22 protein-coding genes are annotated in these 22,105 nt (G+C 62.6%); 11 read left to right on the forward strand and 11 right to left on the reverse strand.

The window, feature by feature from the left end; translation table 11 throughout:
• Positions 1-77: 77 nt before the first annotated feature.
• The gene (locus DFO46_RS03120; protein ID WP_110791801.1) at positions 78-1,649 is read left to right on the forward strand and encodes a GMC family oxidoreductase; all 1,572 of its coding nucleotides are present in this window, start codon (positions 78-80) and stop codon (positions 1,647-1,649) included.
• Positions 1,650-1,721: 72 nt separating this feature from the next.
• On the opposite strand, the gene DFO46_RS03125 is transcribed toward DFO46_RS03120, so the two are convergent.
• From DFO46_RS03125 to DFO46_RS23835, 3 genes are all read right to left on the reverse strand, one after another.
• A complete protein-coding gene (locus tag DFO46_RS03125) occupies positions 1,722-2,924 on the reverse strand; it encodes a ceramide glucosyltransferase (RefSeq protein WP_120276298.1) in 1,203 nt (400 codons plus the stop codon).
• 83 nt (positions 2,925-3,007) lie between these two features.
• On the reverse strand, positions 3,008-3,607 hold the full coding sequence (locus DFO46_RS23830) for a DedA family protein (RefSeq protein ID WP_183041830.1): 600 nt from the start codon (positions 3,605-3,607) through the stop codon (positions 3,008-3,010).
• Positions 3,604-3,963, reverse strand: coding sequence for a hypothetical protein (locus DFO46_RS23835; RefSeq protein ID WP_165826220.1), 360 nt, complete (start codon positions 3,961-3,963; stop codon positions 3,604-3,606). Before DFO46_RS23835 ends, DFO46_RS23830 begins: the two co-directional genes overlap by 4 nt.
• A 97-nt stretch (positions 3,964-4,060) precedes the next feature.
• Between DFO46_RS23835 and ung the strand changes: the two genes are divergently transcribed.
• From ung to DFO46_RS03165, 7 genes are all read left to right on the forward strand, one after another.
• On the forward strand, positions 4,061-4,768 hold the full coding sequence (gene ung, locus DFO46_RS03135) for a uracil-DNA glycosylase (RefSeq protein ID WP_120276300.1): 708 nt from the start codon (positions 4,061-4,063) through the stop codon (positions 4,766-4,768).
• A 189-nt stretch (positions 4,769-4,957) separates the two neighbouring features.
• Positions 4,958-6,184: an FAD-dependent oxidoreductase gene (locus DFO46_RS03140; RefSeq protein WP_245422501.1), complete on the forward strand. Its 1,227-nt coding sequence runs from the start codon at positions 4,958-4,960 to the stop codon at positions 6,182-6,184.
• A 108-nt stretch (positions 6,185-6,292) separates the two neighbouring features.
• Complete coding sequence (locus tag DFO46_RS03145; protein WP_110791809.1) at positions 6,293-7,720, forward strand: aldehyde dehydrogenase family protein; 1,428 nt, start codon at positions 6,293-6,295, stop codon at positions 7,718-7,720.
• A 30-nt stretch (positions 7,721-7,750) separates the two neighbouring features.
• Positions 7,751-8,647, forward strand: a complete 897-nt coding sequence (locus DFO46_RS03150; protein WP_120276302.1) for a DMT family transporter — start codon at positions 7,751-7,753, stop codon at positions 8,645-8,647.
• Between the two features lie 15 nt (positions 8,648-8,662).
• Entirely contained in the window at positions 8,663-9,052 is a 390-nt protein-coding gene (locus DFO46_RS03155; RefSeq protein WP_120276303.1) for a RidA family protein, read from the forward strand.
• Between the two features lie 161 nt (positions 9,053-9,213).
• Positions 9,214-9,612, forward strand: coding sequence for a DUF1236 domain-containing protein (locus DFO46_RS03160; RefSeq protein ID WP_110791814.1), 399 nt, complete (start codon positions 9,214-9,216; stop codon positions 9,610-9,612).
• A gap of 78 nt (positions 9,613-9,690) precedes the next feature.
• A complete protein-coding gene (locus DFO46_RS03165; RefSeq protein ID WP_120276304.1) occupies positions 9,691-10,026 on the forward strand; it encodes a hypothetical protein in 336 nt (111 codons plus the stop codon).
• Positions 10,027-10,119: 93 nt separating this feature from the next.
• Here DFO46_RS03165 and DFO46_RS03170 read toward each other — a convergent pair whose 3' ends face one another.
• From DFO46_RS03170 to DFO46_RS03200, 6 genes are all read right to left on the reverse strand, one after another.
• Positions 10,120-10,701 (reverse strand): NAD(P)H-dependent oxidoreductase, encoded by a 582-nt coding sequence (locus DFO46_RS03170; protein ID WP_120276305.1) that lies wholly within the window; start codon positions 10,699-10,701, stop codon positions 10,120-10,122.
• A gap of 476 nt (positions 10,702-11,177) precedes the next feature.
• Positions 11,178-12,590: an FAD-binding oxidoreductase gene (locus DFO46_RS03180; RefSeq protein ID WP_120276306.1), complete on the reverse strand. Its 1,413-nt coding sequence runs from the start codon at positions 12,588-12,590 to the stop codon at positions 11,178-11,180.
• A 2-nt stretch (positions 12,591-12,592) separates the two neighbouring features.
• Entirely contained in the window at positions 12,593-13,906 is a 1,314-nt protein-coding gene (locus tag DFO46_RS03185) for a cytosine deaminase (protein ID WP_120276307.1), read from the reverse strand.
• Complete coding sequence (locus tag DFO46_RS03190) at positions 13,906-14,742, reverse strand: ABC transporter permease (RefSeq protein WP_120276308.1); 837 nt, start codon at positions 14,740-14,742, stop codon at positions 13,906-13,908. The genes DFO46_RS03185 and DFO46_RS03190 overlap by 1 nt, the downstream gene beginning before the upstream one ends.
• Positions 14,742-15,581, reverse strand: coding sequence for an ABC transporter ATP-binding protein (locus DFO46_RS03195; protein WP_120276309.1), 840 nt, complete (start codon positions 15,579-15,581; stop codon positions 14,742-14,744). Before DFO46_RS03195 ends, DFO46_RS03190 begins: the two co-directional genes overlap by 1 nt.
• A 165-nt stretch (positions 15,582-15,746) precedes the next feature.
• Entirely contained in the window at positions 15,747-16,763 is a 1,017-nt protein-coding gene (locus DFO46_RS03200; protein WP_120276310.1) for an ABC transporter substrate-binding protein, read from the reverse strand.
• Between the two features lie 179 nt (positions 16,764-16,942).
• Here DFO46_RS03200 and DFO46_RS03205 point away from each other — a divergent pair, with 179 nt between their 5' ends.
• Positions 16,943-17,896 (forward strand): LysR family transcriptional regulator, encoded by a 954-nt coding sequence (locus DFO46_RS03205; protein WP_120276311.1) that lies wholly within the window; start codon positions 16,943-16,945, stop codon positions 17,894-17,896.
• 13 nt (positions 17,897-17,909) lie between these two features.
• On the opposite strand, the gene DFO46_RS03210 is transcribed toward DFO46_RS03205, so the two are convergent.
• Positions 17,910-18,710, reverse strand: coding sequence for a creatininase family protein (locus DFO46_RS03210; RefSeq protein WP_120278117.1), 801 nt, complete (start codon positions 18,708-18,710; stop codon positions 17,910-17,912).
• Positions 18,711-18,908: 198 nt separating this feature from the next.
• Here DFO46_RS03210 and DFO46_RS03215 point away from each other — a divergent pair, with 198 nt between their 5' ends.
• Positions 18,909-19,670: a metallophosphoesterase family protein gene (locus tag DFO46_RS03215; protein WP_120276312.1), complete on the forward strand. Its 762-nt coding sequence runs from the start codon at positions 18,909-18,911 to the stop codon at positions 19,668-19,670.
• On the opposite strand, the gene DFO46_RS03220 is transcribed toward DFO46_RS03215, so the two are convergent.
• Positions 19,667-20,569: a DMT family transporter gene (locus DFO46_RS03220; protein ID WP_120278118.1), complete on the reverse strand. Its 903-nt coding sequence runs from the start codon at positions 20,567-20,569 to the stop codon at positions 19,667-19,669. The genes DFO46_RS03215 and DFO46_RS03220 overlap by 4 nt on opposite strands.
• A gap of 214 nt (positions 20,570-20,783) precedes the next feature.
• Between DFO46_RS03220 and DFO46_RS03225 the strand changes: the two genes are divergently transcribed.
• Positions 20,784-22,082: an adenylosuccinate synthase gene (locus tag DFO46_RS03225; RefSeq protein WP_110791828.1), complete on the forward strand. Its 1,299-nt coding sequence runs from the start codon at positions 20,784-20,786 to the stop codon at positions 22,080-22,082.
• The last annotated feature ends 23 nt before the right edge of the window (positions 22,083-22,105 follow it).

Raw genomic sequence — 22,105 nt, forward strand, 5'->3', positions numbered from 1 at the left:
ATCGTCGCCGGAAGGAGGCCCATCGCGGATGGGACCGGCGGCGTTTACCCCTATGACCGATTTCCCGGGAGGAAAACATGGCAGCGCCCTATGATCTCAACGACGACAGCGTGGTCGTCATCATCGGTTCCGGTGCAGGCGGCGGCACGCTTGCCAACGAACTTGCCCAGAAGGGCATCGACGTGGTCGTGCTCGAAGCCGGTGCGCGCATCGAGCACGAAGACTTCATCAATGACGAATGGGACAGTTTTGCCCAGCTCGCCTGGCTCGACCATCGCACCACCGGCGGCGGCTGGCGCGTCTCCAAGGACTTTCCCAACCTGCCGGCCTGGATCGTGAAGGCTGTCGGCGGCACCACCACCCACTGGGCGGGCGCCTCGCTGCGCTTCCAGGAGCACGAATTCAAGACGCTGACCCATTACGGCAAGGTCGAAGGCGCCAACCTGCTCGACTGGCCGATCACGCTTGCCGATCTCGAGCCCTACTACGCCAAGGCCGAGGACAAGATGGGCGTGACCCGCACCAACGGGATCGAAGGTCTGCCCGGCAACAACAACTTCAAGGTCTTGAAGGCCGGGGCTGACAAGCTGGGTTACAAGGAATGTCACACCGGCAATATGGCGATCAATTCCGCCGACCGCGACGACCGCATGAGCTGTCAGCAGACCGGCTTCTGCTTCCAGGGCTGCAAGTGGGGCGCCAAGTGGTCGACGCTCTATACGGAAATCCCGAAGGGCGAGGCGACCGGCAAACTGGAGGTGCGGCCGAATTCGCATGTGGTCAAGATCGAGCATGACGCGTCGGGCAAGGTGACCGCCGTCGTTTATGCCGACAAGGACGGCAAGCTGCAAAGCCAGAAGGCCCGCATCATCTGCGTCGCCGGCAACTCGATCGAAAGCCCGCGGCTGCTGCTCAATTCCGCCTCGTCGAAATTCCCGGACGGGCTTGCCAATTCGTCCGGTCAGGTCGGCAAGAACTACATGCGCCACACGACCGGCTCGGTCTATGCCGTGTTCGACAAGCCGGTTCACATGTATCGCGGCACCACCATGGCCGGGATTATCAGAGACGAAGCGCGGCACGATCCGTCACGTGGTTTCGTCGGCGGCTACGAGTTCGAAACGCTGTCGCTGGGCCTGCCCTTCATGGCGGCCTTCCTCGATCCGGGCGGCTGGGGTCGGTCGTTCACGTCTGCGCTCGACAATTATGCCAACATGGCGGGCCTCTGGATCGTCGGCGAAGACATGCCGCAGGAGCAGAATGCGGTGAAGCTGCATGGTGAACTGAAGGACAAGTATGGCATGCCGATCCCCGACGTCTGGTTTACCGACCATCCCAACGACGAGGCGATGCGCAATCATGCCTACAAACAGGGTGTCGCGCTTTACGAGGCGGTCGGCGCACATCGTGCCTTCCCGACGCCACCCTATCCGTCGACGCACAATCTCGGGACCAACCGCATGAGCGAGAAGGCGCAGGACGGCGTGGTCAACAAACACGGCCAGACCCACGACATCGCCAATCTCTTCGTCTCCGATGGCAGCCAGTTCACCACCGGGGCAGCCGAGAATCCGACCCTGACGATCGTTTCTCTTGCGATCCGACAGGCGGATTACATCGCCGAGCAGATGAGCCAAGGCACCATCTGACCGGCAAGACAACCTCCCTCTTGCGGGCAGCGATCGTGATGCGGTCCTGCCCGCTTTTTTGATGACGGAGGTTCAGAGGCTGCGGGCGGCAACCAGCGCACGGGCCTTTTCGCGGGCCTTGTCGCGCGTGCGAGCGACCGCCTGGCGGATGCGGGTCGTGCGCCCATTGTCGTTATCGGCAACGGTCATCGCATTGCCGCGCCATTCGAACCCGCTGCCGAACCAGGCTGACACGAAGAGGGCCGGCAACAGGAGATCACGGGCGAACATGGCGGGAAGCATGCGCCAGCCTGTCGGCCAGTCATAGGCCCGTGCCAGCGCGACCTCGGCACCGTACCAGGCCATGAGATAGGCGAGCGGCGTCCAGGCCGGAAGATTGCCGTTGAGTGCAAGCGCCACCATGGCAGCCATGGGCAGCGTGGCGCCGGTGAAGACCTCGGGCAGGAAATAGAGCGGGAAGGAGGCGCGGCGCAGGCGGGCCCAGCGCAACTGGCGCTTCCATACGGCGGCGATGTCACGATTGCCGAGTGGCTGCGGGAAAGGCTCGCGCACCAGCCGGACCTTCAAGCCGGCATTGCGGATCAGGATCGTGGCTGCGGCATCCTCCGCGACCTCTTCACCGAGGCGTTCGAAGCCGCCGAGTTCGGTGATGAGGTGTCGATTGAACAGCATCGACTTGCCCTGGGCGAAGCCGAAGCCGGCCGCATCGGCAAAGAGCTGCCAGCGGGCCTGGAAGCTGTCGAGCCAGGTGCTTTCAAGCATGGCGCCGAAATTCGTCGGCTCCGTTCCCGCCGGCGGCGAGCAGACGAGACCGGTCTTGTCGTCCCAGCGCGCCATCATGCGGGCAATGGTGTCCGGTGGCATCAGCACATTGCTGTCGGTCATGACGACCCAGTCATGCCGGGCATTCCGCCAGCCCTTGACGACGTTGTTCATTTTCGGATTGACGCTGAACAGGTCCTCGCCGACCAGCAGGCGCGCGGGAATATGCGGGTTCTCCGCCATCAGCCGCTGGGCCAGCGCCGCTGCCGGGTCGTCCGCCCGCGCAACACAGAAGAGAAGCTCGTAAGACGGCCAGTCAAGCCGGAAGGACGAGGCAAGGCAGCGCTCCAGATTGTTCTCGAGCCCGCAGATCGGCCGGACGAGCGTGACCGGCGGCTTAGAGATCGGCCGATGCGCGCCTCTCCGGTGGAGCATCCTGGTCGCAATGACAAACGCGATGCTTGCGAGCTGGACGAGTAGGGCGATCGCGGCAAACCAGATCAGAAATGTCATGGCGAGTCTCCGGATATTCTCCCCCGGATAACATCGCTGTGTGACAGTTCGGCGAAGGCCCGTTTTCGGGCCCGTCCAGGCATTCAATCCTTGCTGCGCATGGCTTGCTGGAGCTTGAAGCCGAGGAATGCGGCAATAGCGCCGGCGCCCAGAAAGCCGCTGATATTGCCACTGATCTCGGCCATCTGCGTGACGCTTTCGCTGAAGGTTGCGCCAAGCCCTGTATAGAGGCCAACCCAGACCGTCTCTCCAAGCAGGCCCGCCAGCGTGAAGCGCGGCCAGGAAAAGCCGGAGGCCCCGGCCATCAGGTTGAGATAGGGACCAAGGGGTGAAAGCAGCCAGCGCGTGAGAAAGACCGCGACATTGCCGCGTTCTTCCATTTCCCGTTCCGCCCGCTCGATCGCCTTGCGGCGCGACGGATTGCGCGCGACCAGCGGCACCAGCCGTCGGCCGGCGGTGCGCCCGATGATATAGCCAAGCTGGTCACCCGCTACGGCAGAGGCCAGCGCCACGACAATGACGATCCAAAGCGTGAAGTCGCCGGCGGCTGCAAGGGCGCCCATCAGCATCATGACGACCGAGGCGGGCAGCGGCGCGCCGAGGCAGCTCACGCATACGATGATGCCGAGCAGCGAGAGCCCATAGGATGGAAGGGCCGCAAGCAGCGTCTCGGTCAGGGTCATTTCGTCAGGCCCTGACGGCGCAGGTCTGCGAGTGAGGCCTCGATCTCGGCCTTGAACGCTTCGAAGCTCTGGCCGCGTTGCTTGGCCAGTCGCTCCAGCGATGGTCGCGGGCCATCCTTTGGCGGGGGCGGCAGGTCGAGGCCGCGGGCGAGGTTTTCGACCGGCACATGCCAGGAATGGGCGACGTAGCCGATCGTCATCCAGGGGGCCGGCGGCAGGTCCTGGCGAACCGGGTCGCTCCAATAGGCAACGAAGAAGATCGTTCGTCCGGCAAAAAAGAGCGCCAGCGCCATCGCCGCCACAAAGGCTGACGTCAGGATGCGGTGGCGTTGCCATAGTCTGAAAAAGGGCGTCACGGTTCTCTTGTGTGCTCCGTTCGGCTTGAGGTTGACAGACCCGGTCACGGGTCCTCTATCGTCTGGATCATGTAAGCGAGAAGAGGGAGCGGCAGCAATGGCGGAGGCGCAAGTCAGGCTCGAGGACAGCTGGAAGTCCGTGCTGGGGGCGGAGTTCACACGGCCCTATATGCGCGATCTCAAGGCGTTTCTGCAGCGTGAGAAGGCGGCCGGCAAACATATCTTCCCGAAAGGGCCCGAGTATTTCCGCGCGCTCGACCTGACGCCGCTCGATGAGGTCCGCGTGGTGATCCTCGGCCAGGATCCCTATCATGGGGCAGGACAGGCGCATGGGCTCTGCTTCAGTGTGCAGCCCGGCGTGCGCATTCCGCCGTCGCTGGTGAACATCTACAAGGAGCTGCAGAGCGATCTCGGAATTGCGCCTGCGCGGCACGGCTTCCTCGAGCACTGGGCGCGCCAGGGCGTGTTGCTGCTCAACAGCGTGCTGACGGTGGAAGAGGCGCGGGCGGCCTCCCATCAGGGGCAGGGCTGGGAGCAGTTCACCGATGCGGTGATCCGCGCGGTCAACGAGGATTGTGAGCATGTCGTCTTCATGCTCTGGGGTTCCTATGCGCAGAAGAAAGCGGCTTTCGTCGACCGGTCGCGGCATCTGGTGCTGAAGGCGCCGCATCCCTCGCCATTGTCGGCGCATAATGGTTTCTTCGGTTGCCGGCATTTTTCACAGGCGAATGATTACCTCGTTCAACAGGGCAGAAGCGCCATCGAGTGGCAGTTGCCTGAAAATCCGACATCGGAAAGCGCTTAATTAGTATTGCTGAAATATACGATTGCAAAACATATCCATTTTACTGTCAGATATATTTACAGCCTGACGTTGGTGGATTTTGACACAGCATTCGTCAAGATCAGACGATACGTTTGATCTCATTTCAGGTTTTTCTACATGCTCTCCCCTTTGCCGGGTTCGCCAGTTTGGCGCCGGCCTGCTGATGTGGTGTCGCAAGCATTGATCGACGGGCAGGTGGATCTGCTCGTGATCGGCGCCGGCTATCAGGGGTTGTCAGCGGCCTATCACGCGGCACGACAGGGCTTGAAAGTCCAGGTGATCGAAGCGCGGGGGCTGGGCGAGGGCGCATCCGGCTTGAATGGCGGACAGGTCATTCCCGGTCTCAAACATAATCCCGAGACGCTGTGTCAGATCCTTGGAGACGAGGCTGGTCAGCGGCTGGCCGACTTCTCTGCCGGTACGGCCGATGCCGTTTTCGACCTGATCCGTTCGGAGGGGCTGCCGGTCGAGTATCAGCGCGATGGCTGGATCCAGGCGGCGCATACGCGCACCGCCATGCAGGCCGCCGTGCAGCGGCACCGCGAGTGGCGCCAGCGCGGCGCCGATGTGATGCTGCTCAATGAGGCAGAGATTTCACTGCTGACCGGGGCGAGTGGCTATTGCGGCGGCTGGCTGGATCGCCGCGCCGGCATGGTCAATCCGCTGGCGCTGGTGGTCGAGCTGGCACGGCTGGCGACCCGTTGCGGGGCCGGATTGCTGCTTGACGAGGCGGTGACACGGCTGCAGTCGAGAGACGCGCTGTGGGCGGCCTCCACCGATCGGGGGCGAACGCTGCTTGCCAAAAAAGTGCTCGTCGCGACCAATGCCTATTCCGATGGGCTCATTCCCGGCTTGGCCCGGAGCCTCGTCTGGCTGCACTCCTTTCAGATTGCCACCGCGCCGCTGCCGGCAGAACTCCTCGATCAGGTGTTGCCGGGCGGGCAGCCGGTCTCTGACAGCCGGCGCATTCTCGTCTACTACCGCCGAAGTCCCGATGGGCGGCTGGTGATGGGCGGGCGAGGGCCGATGCGCGAACCGCAGTCCGCCGCCGATTGGCTCCATCTGGAGCACGCCATGTTGCGGCTGTTTCCCAAGCTGCAGGGAACGCCGATCACACATCGCTGGTTTGGACGGGTCGCCATGACGCCTGATTATCTGCCGCATCTGCACGAGCCGGAGCCGGGCCTGCTCATGGTCGCTGGCTGCCAGGGCAGGGGTATCGGGCTGATGACGGCGCTCGGTCCGTGCCTGGCCGCCTATGCGGCAACGGGTGACGCCGCCGTCCTGCCTTTCCCGCTCACGCCGATCTCCCCGATCCCGTTTCATCGTTTCCGGCGGATCGGAGTGGCCGCGCATGTCGCCTGGTATCGCATGCTGGACCGGTTCGAGCGCTGACCCCTCGCGGTGGTTGGGGATTGGTGGCGTTCCGGTGTTCTGTCGCTTGAAGTCCCGTCCAGTGTGGCCAATAGTGATCCGTCAATTTTCGCAGGCCTTGGAGGCATGATGTCCAACTCCCTGAAATTCTTTATCGACGGCGCATGGGTCGATCCAATGGTGCCGGCCGTGCTGGATATCATCGATCCCTCGACGGAGGAGGCCTATACGCAGATCTCGGTCGGCAGCAAAGGCGACGTCGACCGGGCGGTTGCGGCTGCAAAAGCTGCCTTTTCGACCTTTTCGGTGACCGAGCCTGCGGAGCGGCTGGCGCTGCTCAAGCGCATCCTTGATGTCTATAACGAGCGCTACGAGGATATTGCCCAGGCGGTCAGCCGTGAAATGGGCGCGCCGATCGCCTTTGCCCGCGATGCCCAGGCATGGGCCGGCCGGGCGCATCTGGAAGCGACCATCGCCGCCTTCGAGCGCTTCGAATTTTCCGAACTGCGCGGCACCACCATGATCGTGCGCGAACCGATCGGTGTGTGCGCGCTGATCACGCCGTGGAACTGGCCGCTCAACCAGATCGTCTGCAAGGTGGCGCCTGCCATTGCTGCCGGCTGCACGGTCGTGCTGAAGCCGTCCGAAATCGCGCCGATCTCCGGCGTCATCGTCGCCGAAGTGATGGAAGCGGCCGGCACGCCGAAGGGCGTGTTCAACCTCGTCCAGGGGCGTGGTCCGGATGTCGGCCAGGTGATGGCGGGGCATCCGGATGTCGACATGGTGTCGTTCACCGGCTCGACCCGGGCCGGCATCATCGTTGCCAAGACGGCGGCGGATACGGTCAAGCGCGTGGCGCAGGAACTCGGTGGCAAGTCGGCCAATATCATCCTGCCCGATGCCGATCTGGAAACGGCGGTGCGCAAGGGCGTCGAAGGTTGCTTCGGCAATTCCGGCCAATCCTGCGATGCGCCGACCCGCATGCTGGTGCCGGCCGAATGGCATGACGAGGCGCTTCTGATTGCGCGTGAAGCGGCCGAAACCTTCAAGGTCGGCGATCCCCAGGCCGAGGACACCGTTCTTGGCCCTGTCGTCAGCGATGTGCAGTTCAACAAGATCCAGCGGCTGATCGAGGTCGGGATCGAAGAGGGCGCCCTGCTGGTCACCGGCGGGCCTGGCCGACCGGAAAATCTCAACCGCGGCTACTATGTCCGCCCGACCATCTTCGGCCATGTCACGCCGGACATGACGATCGCGCGCGAGGAGATCTTCGGGCCGGTTCTGTCGATCCTGCCTTACGAGACCGAGGAGCAGGCGATCGAGATCGCCAACGATACCGTCTATGGTCTGGCGGCTTATGTGCAGTCGACCGATATCGCGCATGCGCGGCGGGTTGCGGCGCGGATGCGGGCGGGCTCCGTCTATCTCAATTACCCGGACTGGGACACGATGGCGCCCTTCGGCGGTTACAAGCAATCGGGCAACGGTCGCGAATATGCCGACTGGGGCATCCACGATTTCCTCGAGATCAAGGGCATCGTCGGCTACGGAAGCTGACGGTGACCGCTCGGCAATGAGCACTCCGCCATGAGCCTCGACGATCCGCGTCAATACCGCTTCGGCCTTGTCTACGGCGCCATTTCGGCGCTTGCCTGGTCGTCGTCCGGATTGTTCATCCGGCATATCGGGGCCGACCTGATGACCATGCTGTTCTGGCGCGGTCTGTTCTCGGGAACGTGCGTCTTCCTGTTTTTCGTCTATCTCGAACGGAGCCGCGTGCCCGGCATCCTGCGCCGCATGGGGTGGCCGAGCGTCTGGACCATGGTCTTCTCGGCCGCCAGCATGGTGACCGGCATCGGCTCGATGTATTACACGGCGATTGCCGATGCGATGGTGATTTATGCCACCGTGCCCTTTGTGACGGCGGCGGTTGCCTTCGTCTTCATCGGCGAACGGCCCAGCCGCTCGACCCTCATCGCCAGTGCTGTCGCGTTGGTCGGCGTCGTTGTCATGCTGACCGATGCACAGGGGCCAAGCGGTGGGCTTTTCGGCAAGTTTCTAGCCGCCGTGATGACGCTCTGCGTCGCTGCCATGGCGACGCTGATGCGCAAGCATCGCGAGGTGCCGATGCTGCCGGCGATGGCGGGTTCTGCCTGGCTCTGTTCGCTCGTCACCTTCTGGTTTGCCGCGCCGCTGACGGTGTCCATGGTCGATCTGCGGCTCATCATCCTCTTTGCCATTGTGCAGAACGCCATGGGGCTGATCTTCTACACCGCCTCGACCCGGCGGTTGCCGGCGGCGGATGCGAGCCTTCTGACGGCGCTCGAAGTGCCGCTCACGCCGCTCTGGGTCTGGCTGGTGCTGAGCGAGGTTCCGTCAGCCGGCACTTTGGTCGGCGGACCGATCGTGCTTTTCGCCCTGTTCGGACATATCCTCTATGAACTGCAACGCAACCGTACGGCGCCCGTTGCGCCGTTGTCCTGAGAAAGGCCGAGCGCCATGAAACGCAGCTTCAATCCGGCGTCTGTCCGCAAGCCCTTCGGTCACTACAATCACGGTCTGCTGGTGCCCCCCGGGGCGAGCCTGCTGGTCACCTCGGGCCAACTCGGCATCCGTCCGGATGACAGCATTCCACCTGACGTGACCGGACAGGCCGAACTCTGCTTCGGGGCCATCCAGGCGATCCTGGAGGAGGCCGAGATGAGTTTTGCCGACGTCATCCGCATATCCGGCTTTGTAACAAGACGCGAAGATTTTCCCGCCTATATGGCCGTGCGCGACCGATATACTCTTGAGCCCAAGCCCGTTTCCACCCTGATTGTCGTCGGTGGCTTTACTCGGCCAGAATTCCTTGTCGAGGTGGAGGTAACGGCCGCGAAAGTCTTTTGATCGCCGTCGGTCGTTCTAGCCATAGTTTCGCTTTATATTTGCCGTCTTCGCCTTTTTTCTTTTTTACGCCGAGAATAGAGGGATGGTCAGGGTCGCGGAACAATTTGCCTTTCCGAGTGTTTTTGTCGTCGATGGCAGTCACTAACGGAAAGGATGCAGCCATGAAGACGAAGATTCTTGCTCTCGGAGCTCTGGTCATTGGTTCGATGGCGTCGCCCGTCCTCGCCCAGGAAGGTACCGTAACGGGTGCTGCTGGTGGGGCCGTGACAGGTGCTATCGTCGGTGGTCCGGTTGGCGCCGCCGTCGGTGGTGTTGTCGGTGCAATTGCAGGCACCGCCGTTGCCCCGCCGCCGGCACCCGTGGTCACCTATGTGCAGCAGCAGCCGGCACCGGCTCAGCCGGTGATCATCGAACAGCAGGTGGCCGTCGGCCAGCCGCTGCCGAAGCAGATCGTGCTGACCCCGATCCCCGAGCAGCCGACCTATGCCTATGCGGTGGTCAACAACCAGCGCGTCATCGTCGACCCTGACACCTACGTGGTCGTCGGCGTGGTGCAGTAATCGAACGCCCGATCAATTCCACCCATTCGGCCGGCAAAGCATGAAGATGCATGCCGCCACCAGCAAGGAGTTTACACCATGGACCAACGTCCTGATCCCCGCCTCGATACGCGGCCGAACGTCACCCAGAACGCCGGGATGAGCGGCGCCAGCTGGGGCATCGCCATTCTGCTGATCGTCGTGATCGCCGCTGCCGCCTTCTTCGTGTTCGGCAACCGCGACATGGCAACGACCACGGCTCCGGCCACCTCGACCACCGAGCCGGCCACGCCGCCCGCAGCAACGACCCCGCCGGCTGAACCGGCACCGGCAGCCCCGCCTGCGGATACCGCTCCGGCCACGCCGCCGGCTGCCGATCCGGTGACCCCGCCGCCGGCATCCACCCCGGCCACGCCGCCGACCACGACCCCGTAATCCGGGTCTCCTGAGACAATGAAGGCCAGCCCTGACCGGGCTGGCCTTTTGCGTGTCTGGCACTTGTTTGTCCGGCCTTGCGGCGACCGATGCTCAGAACATCTCCATCTCGCGCCGGACCTTTTCCATGAAGGCGGCGCGGGTTTCTTCCGTGCAATTGTTCATGTCGTAATGGGCGAGATATCTGACCGGGGCACCGATCTTGATCTGGGCGCGGATGACCCGCTTGACGATCTTCTTCGGCGGATTGCCGGCGAGGAAGGCCCGCATCGGGGTTGCGCCATAGGTCATGACGGCGGCGAGCTTTTTGATGTGGCGGAGCGTCGGCGTGAGCTTGCCGTCCACCAGATCAAAGGAGACGCCGGGCAGCCAGACGCGGTCGAAATAGCCCTTCAGCATGGCCGGGAAGCCGAAATTCCAGACGGGGGTGACGATGACAAGCGCTTCGGCCTTCTTGAGGCGGTCGACATAGGGTTTCACCAGGGAGAGGTTGTCGGGGATGTCGTGATAGACGCGACGGTCATGGGCCGAGAGGACAGGGTCGAAACCCTCCTCGTAAAGATTACAGCCATCGACCTCGTGGCCAGCCTTTTCGAGGCTTTCGCAGGTGAGCTTGTAGAGGGCCCGGCCGAAGCTTTCTTCGAGGGGGTGGGAGTGGAGAACGAGTACACGCATGCCAAAAGCTCCAAGTCGTTGCCCGCTGCGTCAACAGTCGGGGTCCAGTTGAAAACTTCCGCGCCGTTTGTCCCAGCATCCCGATCCTTCGCCGCCAGATGCCGAGGGATGGAGGATGCCATGTCAGGTGTTGCATGAGCCGAGTGGTTCGGCTGGGAGTACCTTCGGAATGGGGGGGTGGCGGTTGGATCTGGTTCCTTGTTTGTCTTCTGTTGAGTTTGGGGTACCCCCCTCTGTCCTGCCGGACATCTCCCCCTCAAGGGGGGAGATTGGATGCGGGCGTCTGCTTCCTTCCTACAGGCATTGAAGATGTCGAAATCTCCGATGCAGGCTTTGGTCGGTTTGAGGGTCTCGCTATGCCTGTCCATCTCCAGTGTATGAGGTCGAGCAGGGCGCCTGCCGCATCCCGATCTCCCCCCTTGAGGGGGAGATGCCCGGCAGGGCAGAGGGGGGTGATAGGCGCGCCAACCTAATCTCTACTCTCCAGCCTCCGCAAACACCTCCAGCCCCGGAAAGAGATAATTCTTCCCCGCCGAAAAATCGAAATCCGGGTTCTCCCAGGCGATCATCTTGCCGGGGTTCAAGAGACCCTTCGGATCGGTTTCCTTCTTGAAGGCAAGCTGGACCTGATCGGTCTGCTTCATGCCGCCTTCTTCGAGCGTGTAACGGTGCGGGTTGAAGATCGGGCAGCCGTTTTCCTCGTGGATGCGGATGATCTCTTCCAGCCTTTCCTTCGTGGTGTAGCGCACCAGCGGCAGGCCGGCGCACTGGATCTGGCCGTCGAACTTGATGAATTCGAGATGGCCGATGACCTCGTCGGGGAAGAGCTCGGTCATGATCTTGACCTTCTCGACGTGATCGGGACCGGGATACTGGACCTGGAGATAGGTGATGTTGCTGTCGAGCTTCAGCGCTCTCAGCGTCGTGTGGTTCCAGGCCAGTTCATAGGCATGCGGGATGCCCTTCATGCTCTCGACCGTGTCGGAGCGGAAACGCACGTCACCCTTCATCTTCTCGGCAAACGCCAGGAAGGGTTCGATCGAGTGCGGGGCAACCATCAGGACCACCACGGACTGGCCATCCTTCAGCCAAGGCTTGTGGCGGGTGAAGTAGTCGTAAGGGATCGGGGCTGCGATCGGCGCGACTTCCTTCAAGAGGATGCCGTTCTTGTGGGCGAGGGCATCGGCGAATTTCACCGCGTCCATGAATTCATCATAACCGACGATGACGTCGACCCAGTCGTAAGCGGGGGCGAGCGGCATTTCGACTTCGGTGATGATGCCATTGGTGCCATAGGCGTGCGAAACCTTCTGCAGGTCCCAGGCGGAAAGTTCGAGCACGCGCGGTTCGGCTTCCATGGTCACGACGCGCAGGCGCAGGATGTTGCCGAGATCGCGCAGGCCGCCCCAGGTGATCGATCCGACCCCGCCGGAGCCGCCGGCGATGAAGCCTGCGACCGAGGCGGTCTGGGCGGTCGAGGGGTGGAAGCGCAGTTCCTGGCCGGAATGGGCCTTGGTCTGCTTGTCGAGTTCGGAGATGATGATGCCGGGCTCGCAGATGACGCGGCCGGGCAGGATCTCTTTCACCTTGTTCATGTTGATGAGGTTCAAGACGATGCCGCCCGAGAGCGGCATGGCCTGACCGTAATTGCCGGTGCCGCCGCCACGCGGGGTGACGGGCACGCCATGGGCATAGGCCACCTTCAGGGTGCGGATCACCTCTTCTTCCGTCGTCGGCGAGACGATCAGGTCACCCACCACATTGTCCAGCTCGGCCTTCAGGATCGGCGAATACCAGTAAAAGTCGCGGCTCTTCTGTTTGACGAGTGCCGGATTGTCCTCGACGGCGATGCCCGCCAGCTCCTCGATGATTTTGGCGTAATCAGCCATGTCTATACTCCAAGCAACGGGTCAAGTTCGCGGTAATCCGGCAGGCTGCGGTCGATGCCCATGCCATTCCGCATCACGATGCGGTCGGCCTGCGGACGGGAGAGGAATTCGCTCCAGCGGCGGGCGCTGAAGAGGACGAGATCCGCCTTGCCGCCGACGGCGATGCGGCCATGGTCGGGACGCTTCAGGATGTCGGCCGGCGTGCGGGTAACGACCCTCGCTGCGGTGTCCAGCGGATGGTCGAGATGGATGATGCGCACCGCTTCGCGAAAAACCTCGACGGGATCGAGATCGCCATAGGCGTAGAAGGGGTCGCGCGTGTTGTCGGAGGAGACGGCGGTCGCGACGCGGGCCGCCGTCAGTTCGTGGAACAGGGTGACGCCGCGCTGGCGGGGCGTGCGGCCGGCATGGCGATCCTGCAGATACATGTTGCACATCGGCAGCGAGACGACCGAGAGGCCAGCCTCGGCCACCAGATCAATCGTGCGTTTTGCCATATCCTCGTCCTGGCGGGCGAGCGAGCAGCAATGGCCGACGGTGACCGATCCCTCGAAGCGGTTGCGAAGCTTGGCTTCCGCAATGGACTTCAGCGTCAGGGTTTCCTTGTCCTGCGTCTCGTCGACATGCAGGTCGATGTCGAGGCCGTTTTCGGAGGCGGTGCGGAAGAGGATGTCGAGCTTTTCGTCGAGGTCCGGCATCAGATAGGTGACACCGCCGAGCAGGCCCTTGTTGGCAACGATGACCTCGACCAGATCCTTGAAGAAGGCCTCGTCGGTGATCTGGTCGAAGGGGAAGAGGGCGGCCGCCTGCAGGTCGATCTTGCCGGCCCAGGTCTCGCGGACTTCGGCAAAGACCTCGAAGGAAATGCGGTGCTGGGGTGCCAGGCTGTCGAGATGGGTTCGGATCAGGCTGGTGCCATGGGCGTAAGCCGTTTTCAGCGAGAATTCCATGCGGGCTTTGACGTCCGCAGCCGACCAGCGGGCCTCGCGATCGGTCTTCACGGCTTCGAGTGCGCCGATGAAATCGCCAGAGGGGTTCGGCCGGCGGTCCCAGATATGGCCCTTGTCGAGATGGGTGTGCATGTCGACGAAGGTCGGCCAGACCATGCCGTTGCGGAGATCCGTGGAGGGGAGGCCTGATGGGGCGGTCCCAGGCTTCAGGATCGCCTCGACCTTGCCATCGACCACGATGATGTCGGCGCTGATCAAGCCCTCGCAGGCGGGGGCTTCGATGCCGTCCACACAGATCTGCGGCAGCGTCGCGTTGGCAAGGACGAAACGCTTGGCGGCGGGGAGGGCGGTGACCGGGCTCGACATCAGTTTTCTCGTTTCAGGCTGCTCTCATGCCAGCGATGCAGCGCCAGCCAGGAAATGAAGGAGGTGATGGCAAAGATCACCACGCCCAGGCAGGAGAGCAGGAACAGGGCGGCAAAGAGACGGGGAATGTTCAGACGGAACTGGGCTTCGAGCAGGCGGAAGGCAAGGCCCGAACCGGCACCGGCGGAACCGGCGGCAAATTCGGCAACGACGGCGGCGATCAGCGCGAGGCCACCGCCGATGCGCAAGCCGGTCATGAAATAGGGGAGCGAAGCGGGGAGCTTCAGGTAAAGCAGGGTCTGCCAACGCGAGGCGCCGTAGAGGTCGAAGAGATTGAGCAGGTTGTGATCGACGCTTTTCAGGCCCTGCACCATGTTGGAGAGGATCGGGAAGAAGGCGACGAGGAAGGCGCAGATGAGGAGCGCCACTTGTGTCGACGGCGCGTAGATCAGGATCAGGGGGGCAATCGCCACGATCGGGGTCACCTGCAGGATGACGGTGATCGGGTAGAAGGCGATCTCGATCCATTTCGACTGTACGAGGAAGACGGCGATGCCGACGCCGCCGGCGAGCGCCAGTGCCAGAGACATCAGCGTGATCTTGGTGGTGACCCAGAGGGCGGGCGACAGCGTGCCCCAGTCCTTGACGAGGGCGCCGGCGACGGCGATCGGGCCGGGCAGGATGTATTGCGGCACGCCGGAGACCCAGACGCCGACCTGCCAGATGACGATCAGCAGGCAGACGACGAGGATGGGCACGAGGATCTTGAGGAGCGTTTCGCCATAGAGCGCGGTGAAACGGGGGTGTGCGGGGGAGGCATGCGCCGCGTTGCTCATCAGTGGAACTCCGTTCCTGCGGCAAGGGGGAAACCGATCGCCTCCATCAAGGAGCCGGAGACCTTTTCACATGTCGCGCGGTACTCTTCCGAGGTGCGATAGAAGGCGTCGCGGTCGAGGCTGGTCTGCAACGGGAAATCGGCATGAACCCGCCCCGGCCGCGCCTTCATCACCACGATACGGCTTGAGAGATAGGCGCTTTCGAAGACGGAATGGGTGACGAAAATCACGGTGATGCCGGTCTCCTTCCAGAGCTTCAGCACGTCGTCGTTCAGCTTCTGCCGGGTGATTTCGTCGAGGGCCGCGAAGGGCTCGTCCATCAAAAGAAGTTTCGGCTTGGTGACCAGCGCACGGGCGATCGAGACGCGCATCTTCATGCCGCCCGAGAGTTCGCGCGGATAGGCGTCGGCGAAGTCTTTCAGCCCGACCCGATCGAGGGCGGCGATGATGTCGTCATGGGCCGCATGCTTTGAAATGCCACGCAGTTTCAGGGGCAGGTGGACATTGCCGAAGACGGTCGCCCAGGGCATCAGCGTCGGTTCCTGGAAGACGAAGGAGATATCGCCGTCGGGCAGGCCCTTCGAATTGATGCGGGAGCTCGGCCAGTCGATCTTGCCGGTCGTGGTGTCGCCCAAGCCTGCAATGATCCGGAGTGCCGTCGACTTGCCGCAGCCGGAAGGTCCCAGAAGTGAGACGAATTCGCCGCCATTGACGGTGAGCGACATGCCGGTGAGCGCCACCGTGCCGCTGGAAAAGACCTTGGACACGTCCTTCATCACCACAAGCGCCCGGCGCTGTTCGGGAGGGGGCGGGGTGATGGGGTCTTCGGAAAGTGACATTGATTGCCTTGGTATCTGGACGAACAGGAGCGCCTGGAAATTGCCCCTCACCCTACCCTCTCCCCGCAGGCGGGGAGAGGGGATGTCAGCACCGACGGTGGCCTGGAAACTCCTTCTCCCCGCAAGCGGGGAGAAGGTGGCGGCAGCCGGATGAGGGGCAAGCCCTTACTTCTTCAGCGCCAGCCCCACGCCTTTGCAGACGAACTGGGTGGTGTAGGCCTTCTTGTAGTCGAGATCAGCAGGCTGGACGCCGATCTGGACCATGGCGTCGAAGAAGGCCTTGTACTTCTCGTCAGTCATGCAGCCGATGCCCTTGTCCAGCGCTTCGCCGGATTCAACGATGCCGTATTCCTTCATCTTCTTGATCGAGTATTCGATCTGACCATCCGTCATTTCCGGATTGTCCTTCTTGATGAGGTCGTTGGCGGCCTTGTTGTCGCCGTAGAGGTAGTTGTACCAGCCCTCGGCCGAGGCATCGACGAAGCGCTGCACGACATCAGGCTTGGTCTCAACCATGGTCGCCGTGGTGGTGATCATCGTGGAATAGGGGTTGTAGCCGTTGTCGGCGAGAAGGAAGACCTTCGGTGCCCAGCCGGCCTGCTTCTCGATCTCGTAGGGTTCCGAGGTCAGGTAACCCTGCTGGGCGGACTTGGGATCGGCGATGAAGGGGGCCGGGTTGAAGGTGTAGGGCTTGTACTTCTCGTCGGTGAAGCCCTCGAAGTTCTTCTTCATCCACTCGTAATAGGTGACGTAGCCGTCCTTGCCCATGAAGATCGAATCGAGCTTGGCGAGGTCGCCGAATTTCTCGATGCCTTGATCCGGGTGGGCGAGCAGGACCTGCGGGTCCTTCTGGAAGATGGCGGCGACGTCGATCAGCGGGATGCCTTCCTTCACGGCGTCCATTTCGCCGAGCGGGCTGCCCATGTAGAAATCGACCTTGCCGGCGATCAGCAGCGCGCGGTTGGCGGCCTGCGGTCCCCCCTGGACGACCGTGACCTTGAGGCCGTATTTCTCATAGGTGCCATCGGCGACGGCCTGGTAGAAGCCGCCATGTTCGGCCTGGGCGAGCCAGTTGGTGCCGTAGGTGACCTCGTCGAGGGCGAAGGCAGCCGAGGTGGAGGCCAGCGATGTCGCGAGGCCGAAAAGGGCGATGAGACTTGTCTTGGTGAGCGTGTCGCGCATTGATCGTTCCCCTTGTCCGTTGCGGGGCCTGTTTTCAGGCTCCCTTTTCCGGCATTTGAGCGGCTGGCATGCGTCTTGAAAAGCACCAAAATTCGTCCGCATCGATGCCTTTTTTGCACTGGTCGCGAGAATGCTGCATAGTGATGCGGCATGACTAATTTTTGCGCAGCGGAGGTCTCGTGCTTCACTCCCGAAAGCTCGTCTATATCAATGAAATCGTTCGATGCGGCTCGATCCGCAAGGCGGCGGCGCGGTTGAACGTCGCCTCGTCTGCGGTCAATCGGCAGATTCTGGCGCTGGAAGAAGAACTGGGCGCGCCGATCTTCGAGCGGCTGCCCAAGGGCTTGCGGCTGACGGCGGCCGGCGAACTCTGCGTCGAGCATATTCGCGACGTTTTGAAGAATTACGAGCGGCTGGAAGGGCGCCTTCGTGGTCTGAAGACGCCGCAGATCGGCAAGGTCTCGCTGGTGACGACGGTTGGCCTCGCCTCCGGGCCGCTGCCGGCGATCCTCGCAGGCTTCATCGCCAAACATTCGCGGGTGCAGATCAAGCTGCGCAGCGATGGCGGGGTGACGACGATCAATCCGGTGCTGACGGGCGAGGTGGATGTCGGCCTCGGCTTCAACATTCCGGCAACACCGGGCATCCGCACACTGGCCAATTTCGATGTGCCTGTCGGCGTCGTGCTGCCGCCCGGTCATCGGCTGGCGCTGGAGGAGGGGCCGGTCGATCTGGTCGAGGTGGTGCAGGAGCCGTTGATCCTGGCGCAAGCGGGCACCAGCCTGCGCAACATCATCGACCTAGCGCTGGCGCCCCTGCCGCTGCCGGTCGATCCGGTGGTCGAGACGAATTCCTCCGAGCTGATGAAGCAGCTGGTCAAGGCCGGCACCGGGCTGACGCTGCTCAATCCGCTTGATGCGCTGGCCGAATGCCGGCGCGGGGAGCTGGTTTTCCGGCCACTCACCGAGGCGCATGTGCGCCACCAGCCGATGAAGCTGTTCGCCCGCGCACGCGCCACGCTCGATTCGGCCACCAGCCTGTTCATCGAATATCTGATGCAGGAATTGATCGTGCTGGTTCAGGATCTCAAGGACCGGGGCCATATCCCTGAAAGCATTCGCGGAAGCGCGTGATGCTGAGGGTGTGTCAGCCCGGCGTGTAGAGGTTGGAGAGGGGATAGGCGGCGACGTCGCGCAGGAGTTCGATGAAGCCCGCCACCTGATGCTTGCAGATCGCCGCGCCCTTGTCGGCCGTGCCCTTGGAGGCATCGCCGACCACACCATGCGGGTTGAGGTCATGGGCGATCCAGGCCAGCGAATGCGGCGGCAGAGGCGTGAGGAATTTGGAGTTGGCCCTGATCTCCTCGGCCTTCGAGACGAAATTCTGAGCCTTGTCCATGCGCACCAGTTCGGGCCGGAAATGCAGCATCAGCGACGTCTCGACCTCGCCGCCATGAATGCCGTAGCGGCTCTCATGCTCGGAGATCATTCCATCAGGATTGCCGAAGCGGCCCCATTGGGTGGAGACAACCACCATCTGGTGGCGAACGCGCAGTTCGCGGGCGACGATGCTCATGACGTCGACATTGCCGCCATGCGAATTGACGATGACGAGTTTGCGGATGCCGGCTTCGGCGACCTTGGCGCCGATCGCCGTCCAGGCGGGGATGAGGATTTCCGGTCCGAAGGACAGGCTGCCGGGACCATAGACATGTTCGTTGGCCTTGCCGATTTCCTGGGTCGGCAGCACGAGAAAGTCGAGGTCGTCAGGGCGCTGGACCTTCAGTTCCGCCAGCATGCCATTGGCAATCGCGACATCGGTCGCGATCGGCAGATGTGGCCCGTGTTGTTCGGTCGAGGCGATCGGCAGGATGGCGATCGTGGTGTCGGCAGACAGCGTGGCGAAATCCGTCGTCACCAGTTCATTCCAGTAGAAGGGTTTCGCCATGGCCGGTCCTCGCTGTCTCTTGTTTTTGACCGATAAGGCAAAACAGCGGGCTTCGAAAAGCATCATATTCAGTGCAGGCCGCTGCCTTTTTGGATGCGCATTCGAGTGTGCGACGGCTGGAAAGAACATTGCAGTCGGGTGCCGCGCCGATGCATGATGGAGCGGACAGACGCCTATCTCATACAAAGGAATATCGGAATGCCGACGGAACAGCTTGATACATGCGAGCGGCGGCCGCGGCTGGAGATCGAGCCGGGGACCTATTCCACCATCTATGCCGTGGGCGACGTGCATGGCTGCCTCGAACCGCTGCTGGCGCTGGAAGAGACGATTCGGGACGATGCGAGCCTGCGTGAAGGGCGCAAACTGATCGTCATGCTCGGCGACTATGTCGACCGCGGGCCACAATCGGCGGCGGTGCTCTATCACCTCAACGCCACACCGCCTGCCGGCTTCGATCGCATCTGCCTGCGCGGCAATCACGATGATGCCTTCCTCGACTATCTGGAGGGTGATCCGGCCGGCGACTGGTTTCTGGACCACGGAGCGGAGAACACGCTGCGATCCTACGGCGTCGATCTGGAGGCTCACGGGGCGTTTACCGCGTCCAACTTCGCGCTGCGCCAGTCGGTCCGCGCGGCGGTCCCACCTGCGCATGTCGAGTTCCTGCAGTCCATGCCGGTGCTGGTGACCGTTGGCCCCGAGGTCTTCGTGCATGCCGGCATCCGGCCGGGACGGCCGCTTGATGAGCAGGTGGACGACGACCTTTTGTGGATCCGCCGCTCGTTTATCGATCTCGGGCCGGGTTTACCGGTGCGCGTCTTTCACGGCCATACGCCGATGCGCGAGGCCTTTGTCGGCCCCGGCCGCGTCAGCCTCGATACGCATTGCTACAAGTCCGGCCGGCTGACGGCGGCACGGCTGGCGAAGGGCGAGGTGGAGATCCTCTCGGTCGGCTAGGCGGTCGCGCTGGCCGGTTCGCGGGGCTTGCCCCATTCGGCAATCGCGATCCCGCCGAGCACGAGGGCGAGCGCCACGACGTGGAAGACTTCCAGCGTTTCGCCGAGCAGGGTGATCGACAGAAGCGTGCCGAAAACAGGCACGAGATTGATGAAGAGGCCGGCCCGGTTGGCGCCGATTCCTTCCACGCCCTTGATGTAGAGGATCTGCGAGATCAGGGATGGGAAGAGGCCGCAATAGAGAATGATCAGCCAGCCGCGCGTGTCGGGCAGAATCATCTGGCCTTCGCCCGCCTCCCACCAGAGAAGCGGCAGGCTGGTCAGCGCTGCGGCCAGCGCCGGCATGGCCATCAGACTTTTCCAGTGCACGGCCGGTTTCCAGCGCAGCGAGATCGTGTAGGCGGCATAAGCCAGGCCGGCGCAGCCCATCAGCAGATCGCCGTAATTGAGGGTCAGGGTGAGGAGCGTCTGCAGATTGCCATGCGACGCGGTGACGGCCGCGCCGGCAAAACTGATGACGAAGCCGAGGATCTGGATGCCGGATACCCGAATGCGGAAGAGGAGGAAGTTGATGACGAAGATCAGGACCGGGATCGCTCCCTGTTCGATCGCCCCGTTGACCGCGCTTGTATACTTCAGCGCCGTATAGAGAAAGCCGTTGAAGGCGGCGTAACCAACGGTGCCGTAGAAGATCAGCAGTTTCCAGTTGGCCTTCAGCACATCCCAGTCCTTGCGGATCTGCGGGATGGAGATCGAGGCAATCACCAGGGTTGCCACCGCCCAGCGGCCAAAGCTCAACGCCATCGGACTGACATGGCCGAGCGCCATCTTGCCGGCGATTGTATTGCCGCCCCAGAGAAGCGTGGTGATGACCAGATAGACATAGGCGCGGATCGGCAAAGGCATTCTTCCCTGCATGTCTGCGCCCAATCCGGGAAACATCAGAGGGGATCCCTCACGGCGCGAATTGGCTCGGAAATAGGCGAGGGGTCGACCTTTGTCACGCAAAAAGCCAAATCGCCCTGCAAAACGGGTCGATTTCCCAAAAACAACACAGTATAGATGCGCGGGTTTGGGTAGGGCGCAGACGCTGCGCATTAAACAGGATTCTGAAATGACGAATGTCGTGGTGATTGGTTCGCAATGGGGTGACGAGGGCAAGGGCAAGATTGTCGACTGGCTCTCCGAACGGGCGGATATCGTGGTCCGCTTCCAGGGTGGACATAATGCCGGCCATACGCTCGTTATCGACGGCGTCTCCTACAAGCTCTCGCTTTTGCCCTCGGGCGTCGTGCGTCCGGGCAAGAAGGCTGTCATCGGCAATGGCGTCGTCGTGGACCCGCATGCCCTGATCGCCGAAATCGGCCGCCTGAAGGATCAGGGCGTCGAAGTCACGCCGGACAATCTGCGCATCGCCGAGAACGCCACGCTTATCCTGTCGCTGCACCGCGAACTCGACGGCATGCGCGAAGACGCGGCCTCGAACAGCGGCACCAAGATCGGCACCACCCGTCGCGGCATCGGCCCTGCCTATGAAGACAAGGTCGGTCGTCGGGCGATCCGCGTGATGGATCTTGCCGATCTCGACGCGCTGGAAGGCAAGGTCGAGCGCATCCTCACGCATCACAATGCGCTGCGTCGCGGTTTCGGCGTTGCCGAAATCGAGCACAAGACGATCATGGAGGAGCTGACCTCGATCGCCGATCGTGTGCTGCCCTTCATGGATTCGGTCTGGGTTCTGCTCGACAAGGAACGTCGCAAGGGTTCGCGCATCCTGTTCGAAGGTGCGCAGGGCTCGCTGCTCGACATCGACCACGGCACCTATCCTTTCGTCACCTCGTCGAACACGGTTGCCGGCCAGGCCGCTGCCGGTTCGGGCATGGGGCCGGGTTCGCTTGGATACATCCTCGGCATCACCAAGGCTTATACGACGCGCGTCGGTGAAGGGCCGTTCCCGACCGAACTCACCGACGAAATCGGCCAGTTCCTCGGTGAGAAGGGCCATGAGTTCGGCACGGTGACCGGCCGCAAACGCCGTTGCGGCTGGTTCGATGCGGCTCTGGTCCGCCAGTCGGTTGCCACCAATGGAATCACCGGCATTGCACTGACCAAACTCGACGTTCTCGATGGCCTCGACGAGCTGAAGATCTGCGTCGGTTACAAGCTGGATGGCCAGGAAATCGATTACCTGCCGGCCGCCCAGGCTGCCCAGGCACGTGTCGAGCCCATCTACATCACGCTCGAAGGCTGGAAGGAATCCACCGTCGGTGCCCGCAAATGGGCCGATCTGCCGGCTCAGGCGATCAAATATGTCCGTCAGGTTGAGGAGCTGATCGGTGCGCCGGTTGCACTTCTGTCGACAAGTCCCGAACGCGACGACACGATACTTGTGACGGACCCCTTCGAGGACTAATCTGAAGGTTAACGATTTTTGCC

The organism is Rhizobium sp. AG855 (genome assembly GCF_003610655.1).
Lineage (GTDB): Bacteria > Pseudomonadota > Alphaproteobacteria > Rhizobiales > Rhizobiaceae > Allorhizobium > Allorhizobium wuzhouense.